Below are 14,010 nucleotides of genomic sequence, written 5' to 3' on the forward strand. Positions count from 1 at the left end.
ATAGGGCGATTAAGCTCTAAGGGAAATTCCTGAGGAAATGATGCGAGTTAGCATCAACGTGGATCACCGAAGAATGAGAACCTGATCCTCTGTCCGCTGCAACGCTTGCGGCTTTGGTCCACCCGTCGCCCAGTCCAACAGCTCTACAGTGTGAACAACCGGCAGATTCGTACCGGAACCGATCTGCATCATGCACCCGATATTGCCTGCCGCGATAATGTCAGGCTTCTTTGCTTCCAGTGTCCGAACCTTGCGCAGTTTCAACTGGCCCGAGATTTCCGGCTGCATCAGGTTATAAGTCCCCGCACTGCCACAGCACAAATGGCTGTCGGCGGGCTCGACCACCTTGAACCCGGCTCGTTTCAGCGCGTCTTTTGGATAGGTCTTGATCTTCTGACCATGCTGCAGAGAACAGGCTGCGTGATAAGCAATAGTGAGGCCCTGATCGCGACCTTCGGGCAAATTCAGCTGCGTGACCAGTTCACTGATATCCATTGCAATGTCCGAAACGCGCGCCGCATCCTTGGCGAGCGGATCGTTACGGAACATATGTCCGTAATCCTTGACCGTCGTCCCACAACCAGACGTATTTATGACAATGGCGTCCAATCCACCACCGTCCATTTCGCGATTCCAGGCTCTAATATTGGCTATTGCGGCTGTATGGCTGTCCTGCACCTTTCCCATGTGATGGGTCAAAGCTCCGCAACAGCCTGCACCTTCCGCCACCACGACCTCACATCCCAACCGGGTCAGAAGGCGGATCGTGGCGTCATTGATATCGGTATTCAGTGCCTTTTGCGCACATCCTGTCATCAGGGCCACCCGCTTTTGCCGCGCACCTTTGGGTGCAAAGCTCTGCGGATCATCGTTACGGCTGACCGGCGGGATATGCTTGGGCGCCATATCCAGCATAGCCCGCAAACGGGCATCGGGCATCAGAAACCGGAACGGACGGCCCAGCTTGGCCCCGATAAGGGCCCAACGGAACCGCATCGGATAGGGCAGAATCTTCGCCAGAATCCAGCGCAATATACGATCCGTCAGAGGGCGTTTGTAATGCGCCTCGATGTATTCTCGCGCGTGATCCACGAGATGCATGTAATGCACGCCCGACGGGCATGTGGTCATACAGGCCAGACAGGACAGGCAGCGATCAATATGCTTGACCGTCTTTTCGTCCGGCACACGCTCGTTTTCCAGCATATCCTTGATCAGATAGATGCGCCCGCGCGGGCTGTCCAACTCATCGCCAAGCACCTGATAGGTGGGGCAAGTGGCCGTACAAAATCCGCAATGTACGCAATTGCGCAAAATCTCGTTTGAGCGCCGGATTGCCGGGTCTTGCAGTTGTTTTTCAGTGAATGTCGTCTGCATTGCCCTATCCCATCATCCCCGGATTAAACAAACCATGAGGATCAAATTTCGTGCGTAAGCCTTTTGTTAGAGCCGATACTGCGGCCGGCTCCGGTTGAAATCGACCCAATCTCATGATCGTTGCAATGTCGGAACGCACCAGGGTCGCGTGACCTGAAAATTCGCCAAGTTGAGCTCGCACATCAGTGCCATTTGGCACCCGCAACCAAACAAGCCCGCCCCCCCAATCAAACAGCGTTTGATTAGCCTCGACACGCGCCGTTACTTCAGCCGCATCGCCGGGTTTGACTGACAACCGCCATATATCTCCATCCTGCCCCCGAAATGGATGAACGTCTCGGATCCCGGTCCAAAGCGCGGCGGCATCTTCTTCTTCCGTTACCTCACCAAAACCTGCCAGTTCCGCAGTCAATCGATGGATCCGATACGCAACCGAATCTGCGAAACCCTCAACCCTAAGCATGGCTTTTTTGCCAACTGGATCGTACGCGGCCCCAGTCACTTCGAAGGGTGACTTCAACGCGGTGGACAGAACCTGTACCGCGCTACTAGCGTCCTGAGCATCGACAGACAGGGTTGCCATACTTTCCGGCTTGGGCAGCACCTTCAGCGACACCTCTGTCAACACACCTAACGTACCCCAGGACCCACTCATCAGTTTGACCAGATCATAGCCGGTGACATTTTTCATCACGCGGCCACCATTCTTGACAACTTGCCCGCGCCCGTCGACGAAACGCACGCCCAACAAGAAATCCCGGCATGCGCCGACCTGAATCCGCCGCGGGCCCGAGATGTTGGCCGCCACGACGCCGCCGATCGTTGGTTCGCCCCGAGTATCAAGCAATCTGCGGTGATCCATCGGCTCAAACGCCAGTTGCTGGCCTTCTGCGTCCAGCGCGGCCTCAACCTCTGCCAATGGCGTCCCCGCCTTGGCCACGAGGGTTAGAGCCCCCGGTTCATAAAGCGAAATGCCATGCAGTGCCCCTGTTTCAATCCTAGCTTCGGGACCCGAGATTCCGCGCGTACCGCCACCGACTATACAAACAGGGTCTTTCAACCCGGCCACCAGGTCAGCTAGTTCGGATTCTGTTTCAGGTTTCATGACTTTTCTCTTTATTAGAGCCTGTTTTTTGGGAGATCTACGCGTCACGACGTGTTTCAGAAACGTCCAGCGGAAACACTTTGGCGGGGTTCAGAAGCCATTTGGGATCAAACACATCCTTGACCGCCATCTGCGCCTCAAGATCGGCAGGGGCATATTGATGTGACATGAGATCCCTCTTTTCGATGCCCACGCCGTGTTCTCCGGTCAGGCAGCCGCCTTCGTCCACGCAGAGCTTCAGAATTTCGGCCCCGAATGCCTCGCATTTTTCCAGATCGCCGGGTTTGTTGGCATCGAACAGGATCAGTGGATGCATGTTCCCATCACCCGCGTGAAAAACGTTCCCAACCGGCAGCCCGAACTCCTCACTCAGTTCACCGATCCTGCGCAACACAGTTGGTAGTGCAGATACCGGGATCGTACCGTCGAGGCACATATAGTCGTTCAATTGCCCCATGGCGCCGAATGCAGACTTGCGACCCAACCAGATTTTGGCGCTTTCCTCGGCCGACTGACTTTCACGCAACTCGACCGGGTTGTGGCGCTTGGCAATCTCGATGATTTTCGACAGTTGGTAGTCGATTTCGGCTTCCGAGCCTTCCACTTCGACAATCAGCAGCGCATGGCAATCGGGATACCCGGCATGGGCAAAGTTTTCGCAGGCCTTGATGCACAACGTGTCCATGAACTCGATCGCTACCGGCAAAATGCCCGACTTGATAATGTCAGAGACACATTGACCCGCGACTTCGTTGTCGTCGAACCCCATAAGAACCGGTCGCGCGCCCTCGGGTTTGCGCAGAATGCGCAGTGTGGCCTCAGTCACCACACCCAACTGACCCTCTGATCCGCAGATGACACCCAACAAGTCCAGACCGGGCGCATCCAGATGGGCACCGCCGATCTCGACGACATTGCCGTCCATCATCACCATCGTCACGCCCATTAGATTGTTCGTGGTCACGCCATATTTCAGGCAATGGGCACCGCCAGAGTTCATTGCGATATTGCCTGCAATGGCGCAGGCCAGTTGGGAGGAAGGATCAGGGGCGTAAAAAAATTCTTCTTCCTCGACCGCACCGGTAACACTCAGATTGGTGCGTCCGGTCTGAACCCTGATGAAACGGTTGTCATAGTCGACCTCCAGCACGTCGTTCATCCGCGCAACGCCTAGGATTACGCAATCGGCTGTCGGCAAAGCCCCACCAGCCAGCGAAGTACCGGCACCGCGCGGAACGACCGGCACTCCTTCCTCGTGGCATATTCGCAAAACGCCCGAGACTTCCTGCGTGCTAGACGGCAGCACGGCCAACATCGGAGGGCATTTGTAGGCCGTCAGCGCATCGCACTCATAGGCTCGCGTTTCAGCCGGATCATGGATGATTGCATCCATTGGCAGGACACTCGACAGCCGCGCGACGACCGCGTTTTTACGGCTCAGTACATCCGGGCTTGGCTTTGGCATCTCCATGGCGGCGCCTCCTTTTGGTAAAATAATATTACCAATTTGATGGTATGGCAAGTTCTGACCTCCGGTCTTACTGTCGCGCCCATGACCTGGATCGAACGTGCCTCTCTGTTTGCCCCTCTGGACTACGCCTCACTGGCGTTGCTGCTGGTTGCCTGGCTTTGGATTGGGTGGAAGATCGAACATCCGTCGCCACAGAAACGATCCGTCGCCCTTATGATGGATGATTACCGACGCGACTGGATGCATGAGATGGTAACACGCCAACCACGCGTGTTCGACGCACAGGTCGTGGCCGCCATGCGGCAGGGCAGCACCTTTTTTGCCTCAACCACGATGATTGCCATCGGCGGTGGTTTGGCCTTGCTGGGCAATACCGAGCGGTTAGCAGGTGTCGCCAGCGACCTAGCCATAGGCAGTGCTCCGGCGATGGTTTGGGAAATCAAGATACTTGTCGTCGTCCTGCTGCTGGCCAACGCGTTTCTGAAATATGTCTGGGCGCATCGTCTCTTTGGCTATTGCGCGGTATTGATGGCCTCGGTTCCGAACGACCCTGAAGATCCTCAAGCCTTGCCCCGGGCCGGTCAGGCAGCCGAAATCTGTATCACCGCCGCCCGCAGCTTCAACCGTGGTCTCCGCGCTACCTATTTCGCTCTTGCTTCGCTGGCGTGGTTTCTTGGACCGATCGCGTTGATGATGGGCACAATGATAACTTTCGGTGTCTTGTATCGTCGCGAGTTTGCCTCGCATTCCCGTGCAGTCCTCATGGCCCAAAACTCAAACACAGAGACGTGATCCCCATGCTTCGCCGTAAACCTTACGTTCAAACCATGCGATATGTGATTCTCAGTGCCTTTCTGGCCGTCCCTGCCCTTGCCGACCCGCCAACAATCGAACAGGTCCACGCCAGCACCAACGGCGATGCGTGGCGGTTTGATGTGACGATCCGACATCCAGATACAGGCTGGGACCACTATGCCGACGGCTGGCGCGTTCTGGACATGGACGGAAATGAGCTGGGAATGCGTTTGCTGCACCATCCTCACGAGACTGAGCAACCCTTTACGCGCTCGCTTGGTGGCGTTGTTATTCCTGAAAGTGTCACGCAGGTACAGGTTCAGGCGCGGTGCAATGTGGATGGTTGGAACGAAGACACCACATTGGTCAAATTGGACTGACAGTCAGAAAATACCCATAGACAGACCAGCACCGAGCGCTGCTCCGATCTCACGGCACTGATCCAGCTGAGCTCGCGGGATGGTCTTTTCGGCCAATATTGCCTCGGGTGTTTGCGCATGTGTGCAGATAATCAGCGGCAACTGGACCTCTTTCAGCCGCCAGCCGGTGGCAATCCGGGCAATCTGGCGGGCGGCGTTCTCTCCGTCTGATCCGGCGCAAATCATCTGTGCGTAAGGTCGACCCTCAATCTTTCCCAGCACCGGGTAATAGCAGCGGTCAAAGAACTCTTTCATCAGACCTGAAATCGCCGCCAGATTCTCTGGCGCGCAGAAGATGTAGCCATCGGCGGCCAGTACATCTTCCGGTCTGGCCTGATCCGCGGGTACGAGTTTCGTGTCAGTTTCACCTCGCGCCACTTCCGCCGCTGCTTCGGCCATTTGCCGGGCACCGCCTGTGCGCGAGTGATAAACGATCAGAAGCTGCGCCATATCAGACCCGGTGATAGGGGCCGCCTGACAGAATGGTCGCGGCCCGATAGAGTTGCTCGGCCAACATCACACGGACCAGCATGTGGGGCCAGACCATCGATCCGAATGAAATGGAAAAATCAGCCTCAGCGCGCAGATCTGGGTCTATTCCGTCTGCTCCGCCGATGATCAGGGCCAGATCCTGCCGTCCTGCGTCCCGCCAGCCTCCCAGTTTCTTGGAAAAATCAGGCGAGGACATCACTCGTCCTCGCTCGTCCAACGTGCAAATCACGGCACCTTTGGGTATGGCCTTGCGCAGCAGCACTGCTTCGGCCGCCATGCCAGCGTTTTTCTTGCCTTCAACCTCGATCACCTTCGCAGGTCCAAGGCCCAGCGCGCGGCCGGTCCGGTCGAACCGGGTCAGATAATCGTCAAGCAGGGTCTTCTCCGGTCCGGCGCGCAATCGCCCGACCGCAACTATGCTGATACGCATATCTCTCTCGCCTCCGGCCCTTTAATGCAGGCCGGGATGGCGCCTCAGTTCGCCGAGGCGCTACCGCCCTGAGGCAGCCACATCTTTTCCAGCTGATAGAATTCACGCACTTCGGGGCGGAAGATATGGACGATCACGTCGCCCGTATCGATCAGCACCCAGTCGCCGGCATCTTTGCCTTCGACCTTCGAGGTGAAACCGAATTCCTGCTTGATGCGATCCGTCAGCTTTTCTGCCATGGCCGAGACCTGACGTGTCGAACGCCCGGATGCAATGACCATGTGATCCGCAACAGACGACTTGCCCTGCAGGTTGATCTGCACGACGTCTTCGGCCTTGTCGTCGGAAAGTGAGGAAAGGATACGCTCAAGCAGCTTGTCGCTGATTGACTGAGAGTGGGCCATCAAGCTGGCCCGGTCATCGGCGGGCAAACCCGCCTGAGTATGTAGAGACAGAACATAGTCCTCCTTTGCTGCGCGCCGTGAAACCCCGGCGCCGGGGTACTAATAAGGTAACAAGGGGATTGCAACATTTCAATGAAAGCGCATCTGACCCTGCACAAGGATGATCACTCTTCGGCGATCTGTTGCACGAATGCGTTTTCTGACAAAACCCGAACCTCGCGCTGTGGGAAGGGGATTGAGATGCCTTCGTCTTTGAATGCATCCCATAGTGCGAGGTAAACGTTACCCCGGATATTGGTCAGGCCCTTGGTCGGGTCGCTGATCCAGAATCGCAGCACGTAATCCACGCTGCTGTCACCAAAGCCCGTGATATGGCAAACTGGTTCATGCTTGCCGCCACTGAGCACTCGGTTCACCGCCTTCACTGCCCGGATCGCCGTTGCGCGTACCTTGTGAGGGTCATCCTCATAGCTGGTTCCGAAATCCAGATCCAACCGCACGAACTTATCGGAATGCGACCAATTCACCACCTGGTTGGTGATCAGATCCTCGTTCGGGATCAGGTATTCGCGCCCGTCCCGCGTCACGACTGAGACATACCGCGCACCCAGCGCGTTAATCCAGCCGAACGTATCGCCCAACGAAATCACATCGCCCGGTTTGATCGAACGGTCCATCAGGATGATGATCCCGGAAATCAGGTTTGAAACCACCTTTTGCAGGCCAAACCCGATGCCCACACCAATTGCACCGGACAACAGCGCGATGCCGGTCAGATCGAATCCCAGCGTTCGGATGGCGGCCAGAAAAACCGCGCCATACAGCAGAACCTGAATTCCCTTGGCCAACAGCACCTGCATGGACGGGGTGATGTCATCATTGCCCTGCAATCCGCGCTCGGCCGCGCGGGTACCAATCCGGGCCAGCGTCAACAGGATGCCAATCAGAAGAATGGCTTTGAGAATGCCGAGCACCGAAATGTGCAGATCCCCGATGGAAATCGCGACACCGTCAAGGAATTCGGCCACGTCATCCGTCAGATTCAGCGCAATAAGCGTTGCATAGACCCACATTGCCCACTTGAACAACCGTCGCAGCGTCCGATTGCGGACCAGTCTTGCGACCAGTGAAATAGCCAGCCAGGCCGTTGCCAGCGTAGCAATTATCCCAATTAGATAGCTGCGCGAAGGCCAGGTGACATGCAGCATGATCTGATACAAGAACCAGGACAGCAGAACAAAATAGACCAGTGTCAGCCGCTGCATCAACTGCACCATGATGCGAAGCCGCCATTTCGGCCATCCGGTCCGGGCGCGTGTCCAGTCATTCCATCGCGGCTGCGTCAGAACTTTCAGAAGGAACGCCAGCGCCCATAGGAAAAGGATGATGACCAGCTGGTACTGCCGCCAGCCTGGCGTGACGACCAGCTCGACCAGTTCTGCAACTTGCGAGGAAAAGCCCGCGACCATGTTGTTATAGAGGTCCGACAGCGAGCTGGGGAGCAGGTCTTGGTTCATACAGGTCTCCTGCCCTCCAGCTTGGACAGCAACGCCGGGCGATGCAAGCCTGACACAGGTTTTGAACCTTGATTGCAGCAGAGACGCGGTATATCTGAACCGCATGAGACTCAAAGTGGCCCAACTTCAGAATCTGGAAGATCGCGCACGTTTGCGCGAACGGTTCTATGGGGCCGCCCGCACGGTCCTGGCACGCCTACCTGTCGCCTGAGCCAACTCGCCAGCTATTTCTCATTACATACGGGAGAGGACCGATGTCCCCCAAAACACTCTATGACAAGATCTGGGATGCCCATGTCGCGCACGAAGCCGATGATGGCACCTGCCTGCTTTATATCGACCGCCATCTGGTGCACGAGGTTACCAGCCCGCAAGCCTTCGAAGGGCTTCGTATGGCAGGCAGGCCGGTGCGCGCCCCGGAAAAGACCATCGCGGTGCCGGATCACAACGTGCCTACCACGGCGGATCGTGTGAACGGGATCGAAAACCCCGAATCGCGCATTCAGGTCGAAGCGCTGGACAAGAACGCCAAGGATTTCGGCATTCACTATTACCCGGTACATGACGTGCGTCAGGGCATCGTGCACATCGTCGGCCCGGAACAGGGCTGGACCCTGCCCGGCATGACCGTGGTTTGTGGCGACAGCCACACGGCCACGCATGGTGCGTTTGGCGCGCTGGCGCATGGCATTGGTACGTCCGAGGTCGAGCATGTTCTGGCCACGCAGACGCTGATTCAGAAGAAATCCAAGAACATGAAGGTCGAGATTACCGGTAAACTGCAGCCGGGCGTGACCGCCAAGGACATTACTCTGGCCGTGATTGGTGAGACCGGTACTGCCGGCGGCACCGGCTATGTCATCGAATATTGCGGTGAAGCGATCCGTGATCTGTCGATGGAAGGCCGCATGACCGTCTGCAACATGGCGATCGAAGGCGGCGCACGCGCAGGTCTGATCGCTCCGGATGAGACCACCTATGAATATGTCAAAGGCCGTCCGCATGCACCTAAGGGCGCGCAGTGGGAAGCCGCTCTGAACTGGTGGAAAACGCTTTACACCGACGAAGACGCACATTTCGACAAGGTCATCACCCTGCGCGGCGAAGACATCGCACCCGTCGTCACATGGGGCACCAGCCCCGAGGACGTGCTGCCAATCACCGCGACAGTGCCTCAGCCCGAAGACTTCGAAGGCGGCAAGGTTGAAGCAGCCCGCCGTTCCATCGAATACATGGGTCTGGAAGCCGGTCAAAAGCTGAGCGATGTGGAAATCGACACTGTCTTCATCGGTTCCTGCACCAACGGTCGGATCGAAGACCTGCGTGCTGCAGCTGAGATTTTGAAAGGCAAGAAGATCAAAGACGGTATGCGCGCCATGGTCGTGCCGGGATCAGGCCTGGTTCGCGCTCAGGCCGAGGAAGAAGGTCTTGCCGAAATTTTCAAAGAGGCCGGTTTTGAATGGCGTCTGGCCGGGTGCTCGATGTGTCTGGCGATGAACCCCGATCAGTTGCAGCCGGGCGAGCGCTGTGCCGCGACCTCAAACCGCAACTTCGAAGGCCGTCAGGGCCGGGGTGGGCGAACCCATCTGCTGAGCCCGGCGATGGCTGCCGCGGCGGCAATCACAGGACGGCTGACAGACGTTCGTGAAATGATGTAAGGTGCCCTCATATCTAGATATTTGAGGAATTGAAGACATGAGTGACTGGATCAAATGGCTTTTGCTGGGACTTCTGTCCATAGCGTTTGGCGTCTTTGCCCTGGGTAATGCTGTGGCGGCGTCGCTGGCCGTGACCGTAGTGACCGGGGCATTGCTGCTGGTTTCTGGCGCATTCCAGATCGTCGGCGGGTTCACCGTTGAAGGCGCCGGCAATAAAATCCTGTCACTCATCATGGGTGCGGTCATGCTGTTTCTTGGCTGGTCTTTTCTGGATCACCCACTGCAAGGCACGCTGACGCTGGCGACCGTGATGTTGATTCTGTTCATGGCAGGCGGCATCGCCCGGATCATTCTGTCGTTTCAGATGAAAGGAACGCAGTTTTTCTGGCCCACGCTGATCTCGGGCATCTTGTCGATCATATTGGCCGGTATCATCTGGTCTTATGCAGCGGCAGAACCGACAGCCTTGCTGAGTTTGCTGGGCATCCTGCTGGGCATCGAGATGCTGTTCAACGGGTTCGGCTTGGTCTTTATGGCGCTGTTCGTCAAAAACGCACCCAAAGGTGAAACACAACAGACGTAATCGCGGGGCATGGGCGCGGCCCTCTCCCGCAGGAGTGTAGACATGGAAAAGTTTGACAAAGTCCACGGGGTGGCCGCCCCAATGCCACTGATCAATATCGACACCGATATGATCATCCCGAAGGTACACCTGAAAACCATCAAACGGTCCGGCCTTGGCGTCGTGCTGTTTGATGAGATGCGGTACCATGACCACGGTGGCGAAAACGAAGAGTTCGTGCTGAACAAGCCCGCCTACCGCAATACCGAGATTCTGGTGGCTGGTGACAATTTCGGCTGCGGCTCATCGCGCGAACACGCGCCATGGGCGATCAAGGATTTCGGCATCAAGGTCGTGATCTCGACCAGCTTTGCCGACATCTTCTTCAACAACTGCTTCAAGAACGGCATCCTGCCGATCGTGGTCGAAGAAGAACATCATGCGGTTCTGATGGAAGATGCGCATAAAGGTGAAAACGCCCGCATGACAGTGCATCTGGAAGATCAGCAGATCACCACTTCGGATGGCGTCGTCATCGAGTTCCACGTCGACCCGCATCGCAAACATTGCCTGCTGAACGGACTGGACGATATCGGCCTGACGATGGAAAAAGATCATCACATCGACAAATTTGAAGATCACGCCAGTCAGGCCCGTCCCTGGGTGTGATTCTGGGGGCGATTCTGTGGACACTCAACCTAACGGGGTCGCTGTGGCGACCCCGTTCTCGTTCTTGGGGTTGATTTTTGCAAAACCACAACATGTAGGTCTCACTTTGAGATACACGTCGGATTTGCGTCTGAAATGATGCAATCCCGCACCAGTTGCGCCATCTTTTTGCCCGAAATCACGTGTTTTCTGCACCCTGACTTGAGCGAAATGCCGCTTATCGTCCATGTTGGCGCTAAAGAGGCATCCGTCAGAATAAACGAGGCAAAGAGCACAAGTTGGAATTAAGTCGGCAAAGATCGGCTGATCCGGTTTGAAAAAGGGTTCGGATAGTGATTGCGCGCACAACTGGGGCGGCGATACGTGGAATACTTGTGGCACTGATGGTGCTGACACCCGCGTTGTACCTGCCTGTAACATCGACGAACGGGACCGAGATACTGGTCTTCCTCGCGATCCTCGCGTTCATCCTTACGTTTGCCGAATACAACTCTGCTTTCCCCAGTTTTATCGAATTTCGTGACGCACCGCCGGTAAACCGCCTGCGTTTCGTCGGCCTGATGTCGATGGTCACCTTCCTGACGCTGATCTGCAAAAACGCGTATGAGCCCAGTGACCTGACCACGTTTGCCTATGCAGTCGGTCTGGCTGCCGCAAATGTCGTGGACTTTCCCTATTCTCCGGTCCGGTTGATTGTGCTGATGGTACCGGCGGACGCCGGCCAGCCTTTGATCGAACTGGTCCGGATTTCAGCCAGCGTGGCTTATGTCGCGGCTTTGGTCACCATCGCCACCTTCGCTTACGCAGTCAAAGTCAAGGGCTGGCCCACGGGCAACGGTGCCTTCAACGTGTGGACCAATCTGCCTCTTTTTGATCCCACCAAGGGCGGTGATGTTGTCACCCGCCTGCAACGAGATGGCCGTCTGAATATCTGCATTGGTGTCCTGCTACCCTTCCTCATTCCGGCCGTCATCAAGCTGATGAGCAGCGTAGCCGCTCCGATCTCGCTCAGTAACCCGCAGACATTGATCTGGACCATGAGTGCCTGGGCGTTCCTGCCCGCCAGTATGATCATGCGTGGCATGGCGACCCTGCGGATCGCGGGTTTGATCGTGGAAAAACGCCGCGCCTATTCAACAAGCGAGACGACACAAGCCGCATGATCCGTGCCCTTGCTCTGCTAATGCTGCCTTTTGCGGCGCAGGCAGAAGTTGTGCGCATCGCTACCTACAACACTGAACTCAGCAGAAATGGCCCAGGTCTTTTGCTGCGTGACATCCAGCGAGATGATGAACAGGTTTTAGCAATCGTCGATGTCATTGCAGCCTCGCGCCCTGACATCATCGCCCTTCAAGGCATCGACTGGGATTTGGAACGGGCAGCGGTAAACGCCCTGACCGGGAAACTGCGCGATGCGGGTTTGGATTACGTCTATCACTTTTCGGCACAACCAAATGCAGGTCAGCAAACATCGCTGGATTTGGATGGTGATGGCCGATCACAAGGGCCCGGCGACGCGCAAGGCTGGGGAAAGTTCACCGGCCAGGGCGGGCTGGCGGTTCTGTCTCGTTTCGAAATCATGGCCGAAGACGTTCAGGACTATTCCAATCTGTTATGGCAGGACCTGCCGGGGGCTACTTTGCCCAGTGTTGATGGCCGCCCATTCCCCTCTGATGCCGCGCAAAAGATACAACGTCTGTCCTCGACCGCGCATTGGGTGATCCCAATTGAAACCCCGCTTGGACGGCTCAATCTGATGACCTTCCACGCTGCGCCACCGGTTTTCGACGGGCCAGAGGATCGCAACGGTCTGCGTAACCGGGACGAGATTCGCTTTTGGTCTGTTTTGCTGAACGGCGACCTGGGACAAGTTCCCAACGGTCCCCTCGTGATTGCCGGGGACGCCAATCTCGATCCAAAACACGGCGAAGGCCATAAACAGGCCATTCACACTCTTCGGACACTCTCGCTTTTGCAGGACCCGATGCCTATGGATCCGTCTGGGTCAACTGCAACCGTCGCGTGGAAGGCGACCGGAGAGATGCGCGTTGATTACGTGTTTCCGTCCAGCGATCTTCGCGTCTCGGGCGCCGGTGTCATATGGCCCGAGGAAGGCGACAAGCTTTACGACAGTGCCCAACGTGCCAGCCGACACCGTCTGGTCTGGGTTGACGTAACCCTACCCTAGAACCTCGCCCATATGCTCTGTTGTGCACGATGAATCTGAAAACTGGGGCGGAATTGCCGAACACAAGGCATCATCCAATTCGGTCTGAGAAACCTGTCCCAGCAATTCGTTAATATATCCGCCATCCAGCTTATGTGGCACTTGCCAGAGGTATCGCATCTCAAGCAAGTGTGGGGCCATGCGCCAAAATGAGCGGGCCAGATACAATGGCCACCATTTCATACGCTGTACCGAAACCGACCTGCCAGTGACCAGCGAAAGAGACTGCGCAATCTGCGCCCCGGTCAATGTGTATCCCTGGAATGGAACATCGCAGAATCGGGGCAAGTCTTGCCGTATCTCAGCCAATGCAACGGCAAAACGGGCCAAATCCGGCAGATAAGCCCAGGCATGCAGCGCCTCCGGGTCACCGGGATAGATCAATTGACCGTGGGACAGGTGTTTGATCATCACTTGGTCGAACCAGTTACCCGAAGGCTTAGTATCAATGAAATCCCCTGCCCGCAGGATGATGGTTCGCACGGTCGATGCGCGATAGGCTTCTTCCATCTCGATCCGGATCCGGCCTAACGGGTTGGTTGCCTGATGTGGTGTCCCACCTGCCCATGGGCCCGGCGTATCCTCGCCAAATACGTAGACATTGCCTGGCACTATCACGGTCGCATCCGTGTTTGACGCGACTTCTATCACACGCCGTGTCAGCACAGGAACATCGCGCGCCCAATCAGGATAGGGCGGGTTCCATCCGTTCACGATGACATCCGCTCCACGCGCTCCCTGTGCAAACGTATCGGTACTACGGTCGAATTCTTTTACATCCCAGCCTGCTTTTCGAAAAGCCAATGCTGCATTGCGCCCAAAACGACCCGATGCGCCTAGTACCAGTGCTGTTTGTGCCATGGCTACCTCCTGTCTGAGGTCAA

16 protein-coding genes are annotated in these 14,010 nt (G+C 56.6%); 8 read left to right on the plus strand and 8 right to left on the minus strand.

What is annotated here, in order from left to right:
- Window positions 1-63: 63 nt before the first annotated feature.
- The 3 genes from glcF to Q0816_RS12945 are packed head-to-tail and all read right to left on the minus strand — an operon-like array spanning window position 64 to window position 3,953.
- Window positions 64-1,377 carry a glycolate oxidase subunit GlcF gene (glcF, locus tag Q0816_RS12935; protein WP_298851116.1) on the minus strand — a complete coding sequence of 438 codons (1,314 nt, stop codon included), beginning with the start codon at window positions 1,375-1,377 and terminating at the stop codon, window positions 64-66.
- A gap of 4 nt (window positions 1,378-1,381) precedes the next feature.
- Window positions 1,382-2,482 carry a glycolate oxidase subunit GlcE gene (glcE, locus tag Q0816_RS12940; protein WP_298851118.1) on the minus strand — a complete coding sequence of 367 codons (1,101 nt, stop codon included), beginning with the start codon at window positions 2,480-2,482 and terminating at the stop codon, window positions 1,382-1,384.
- A gap of 37 nt (window positions 2,483-2,519) precedes the next feature.
- A complete protein-coding gene (locus tag Q0816_RS12945; protein WP_298851120.1) occupies window positions 2,520-3,953 on the minus strand; it encodes an FAD-linked oxidase C-terminal domain-containing protein in 1,434 nt (477 codons plus the stop codon).
- A gap of 81 nt (window positions 3,954-4,034) precedes the next feature.
- Here Q0816_RS12945 and Q0816_RS12950 point away from each other — a divergent pair, with 81 nt between their 5' ends.
- The gene (locus tag Q0816_RS12950) at window positions 4,035-4,745 is read left to right on the plus strand and encodes a DUF599 domain-containing protein (RefSeq protein WP_298851122.1); all 711 of its coding nucleotides are present in this window, start codon (window positions 4,035-4,037) and stop codon (window positions 4,743-4,745) included.
- Window positions 4,746-4,780: 35 nt separating this feature from the next.
- A complete protein-coding gene (locus Q0816_RS12955; protein ID WP_298851482.1) occupies window positions 4,781-5,128 on the plus strand; it encodes a hypothetical protein in 348 nt (115 codons plus the stop codon).
- 3 nt (window positions 5,129-5,131) lie between these two features.
- Here the strand turns inward: Q0816_RS12955 and Q0816_RS12960 are convergent, their stop codons facing one another.
- The 4 genes from Q0816_RS12960 to Q0816_RS12975 all read right to left on the minus strand — a co-directional run bounded on the left by Q0816_RS12960 (window position 5,132) and on the right by Q0816_RS12975 (window position 8,010).
- Window positions 5,132-5,617, minus strand: coding sequence for a flavodoxin family protein (locus Q0816_RS12960; protein ID WP_298851124.1), 486 nt, complete (start codon window positions 5,615-5,617; stop codon window positions 5,132-5,134).
- 1 nt (window position 5,618) lies between these two features.
- On the minus strand, window positions 5,619-6,089 hold the full coding sequence (gene rlmH, locus Q0816_RS12965; protein ID WP_298851126.1) for a 23S rRNA (pseudouridine(1915)-N(3))-methyltransferase RlmH: 471 nt from the start codon (window positions 6,087-6,089) through the stop codon (window positions 5,619-5,621).
- A gap of 44 nt (window positions 6,090-6,133) precedes the next feature.
- The gene (rsfS, locus tag Q0816_RS12970; RefSeq protein WP_058276550.1) at window positions 6,134-6,493 is read right to left on the minus strand and encodes a ribosome silencing factor; all 360 of its coding nucleotides are present in this window, start codon (window positions 6,491-6,493) and stop codon (window positions 6,134-6,136) included.
- Window positions 6,494-6,657: 164 nt separating this feature from the next.
- Window positions 6,658-8,010: a mechanosensitive ion channel domain-containing protein gene (locus Q0816_RS12975; protein WP_298851136.1), complete on the minus strand. Its 1,353-nt coding sequence runs from the start codon at window positions 8,008-8,010 to the stop codon at window positions 6,658-6,660.
- A gap of 115 nt (window positions 8,011-8,125) precedes the next feature.
- On the opposite strand from Q0816_RS12975, the gene Q0816_RS12980 reads away from it, so the two are divergent.
- The 6 genes from Q0816_RS12980 (at window position 8,126) to Q0816_RS13005 (ending at window position 13,087) form a co-directional block, all read left to right on the plus strand.
- Complete coding sequence (locus Q0816_RS12980) at window positions 8,126-8,221, plus strand: isopropylmalate isomerase (protein WP_298851139.1); 96 nt, start codon at window positions 8,126-8,128, stop codon at window positions 8,219-8,221.
- Between the two features lie 43 nt (window positions 8,222-8,264).
- Entirely contained in the window at window positions 8,265-9,668 is a 1,404-nt protein-coding gene (leuC, locus tag Q0816_RS12985; RefSeq protein ID WP_298851141.1) for a 3-isopropylmalate dehydratase large subunit, read from the plus strand.
- A 37-nt stretch (window positions 9,669-9,705) separates the two neighbouring features.
- Complete coding sequence (locus Q0816_RS12990) at window positions 9,706-10,251, plus strand: HdeD family acid-resistance protein (protein ID WP_298851144.1); 546 nt, start codon at window positions 9,706-9,708, stop codon at window positions 10,249-10,251.
- Window positions 10,252-10,293: 42 nt separating this feature from the next.
- Window positions 10,294-10,899: a 3-isopropylmalate dehydratase small subunit gene (leuD, locus tag Q0816_RS12995; protein ID WP_298851146.1), complete on the plus strand. Its 606-nt coding sequence runs from the start codon at window positions 10,294-10,296 to the stop codon at window positions 10,897-10,899.
- 332 nt (window positions 10,900-11,231) lie between these two features.
- On the plus strand, window positions 11,232-12,062 hold the full coding sequence (locus tag Q0816_RS13000; protein ID WP_298851148.1) for a hypothetical protein: 831 nt from the start codon (window positions 11,232-11,234) through the stop codon (window positions 12,060-12,062).
- Window positions 12,059-13,087: an endonuclease/exonuclease/phosphatase family protein gene (locus Q0816_RS13005; protein WP_298851150.1), complete on the plus strand. Its 1,029-nt coding sequence runs from the start codon at window positions 12,059-12,061 to the stop codon at window positions 13,085-13,087. The genes Q0816_RS13000 and Q0816_RS13005 overlap by 4 nt, the downstream gene beginning before the upstream one ends.
- On the opposite strand, the gene Q0816_RS13010 is transcribed toward Q0816_RS13005, so the two are convergent.
- Window positions 13,079-13,987 carry an epimerase gene (locus tag Q0816_RS13010; protein ID WP_298851152.1) on the minus strand — a complete coding sequence of 303 codons (909 nt, stop codon included), beginning with the start codon at window positions 13,985-13,987 and terminating at the stop codon, window positions 13,079-13,081. The genes Q0816_RS13005 and Q0816_RS13010 overlap by 9 nt on opposite strands.
- Window positions 13,988-14,010: the final 23 nt, after the last annotated feature.

The organism is uncultured Ruegeria sp. (assembly GCF_947497005.1).
GTDB lineage: Bacteria > Pseudomonadota > Alphaproteobacteria > Rhodobacterales > Rhodobacteraceae > Ruegeria.

Bases quoted from the DNA above. Each gene is read 5' to 3' on its own strand.
- glcF (WP_298851116.1), bottom strand. From the start codon at position 1,377: ATGCAGACGACATTCACTGAAAAACAACTGCAAGACCCGGCAATCCGG.
- glcE (WP_298851118.1), bottom strand. From the start codon at position 2,482: ATGAAACCTGAAACAGAATCCGAACTAGCTGACCTGGTGGCCGGGTTG.
- Q0816_RS12945 (WP_298851120.1), bottom strand. From the start codon at position 3,953: ATGGAGATGCCAAAGCCAAGCCCGGATGTACTGAGCCGTAAAAACGCG.
- Q0816_RS12950 (WP_298851122.1), top strand. From the start codon at position 4,035: ATGACCTGGATCGAACGTGCCTCTCTGTTTGCCCCTCTGGACTACGCC.
- Q0816_RS12955 (WP_298851482.1), top strand. From the start codon at position 4,781: ATGCGATATGTGATTCTCAGTGCCTTTCTGGCCGTCCCTGCCCTTGCC.
- Q0816_RS12960 (WP_298851124.1), bottom strand. From the start codon at position 5,617: ATGGCGCAGCTTCTGATCGTTTATCACTCGCGCACAGGCGGTGCCCGG.
- rlmH (WP_298851126.1), bottom strand. From the start codon at position 6,089: ATGCGTATCAGCATAGTTGCGGTCGGGCGATTGCGCGCCGGACCGGAG.
- rsfS (WP_058276550.1), bottom strand. From the start codon at position 6,493: ATGGCCCACTCTCAGTCAATCAGCGACAAGCTGCTTGAGCGTATCCTT.
- Q0816_RS12975 (WP_298851136.1), bottom strand. From the start codon at position 8,010: ATGAACCAAGACCTGCTCCCCAGCTCGCTGTCGGACCTCTATAACAAC.
- leuC (WP_298851141.1), top strand. From the start codon at position 8,265: ATGTCCCCCAAAACACTCTATGACAAGATCTGGGATGCCCATGTCGCG.
- Q0816_RS12990 (WP_298851144.1), top strand. From the start codon at position 9,706: ATGAGTGACTGGATCAAATGGCTTTTGCTGGGACTTCTGTCCATAGCG.
- leuD (WP_298851146.1), top strand. From the start codon at position 10,294: ATGGAAAAGTTTGACAAAGTCCACGGGGTGGCCGCCCCAATGCCACTG.
- Q0816_RS13005 (WP_298851150.1), top strand. From the start codon at position 12,059: ATGATCCGTGCCCTTGCTCTGCTAATGCTGCCTTTTGCGGCGCAGGCA.
- Q0816_RS13010 (WP_298851152.1), bottom strand. From the start codon at position 13,987: ATGGCACAAACAGCACTGGTACTAGGCGCATCGGGTCGTTTTGGGCGC.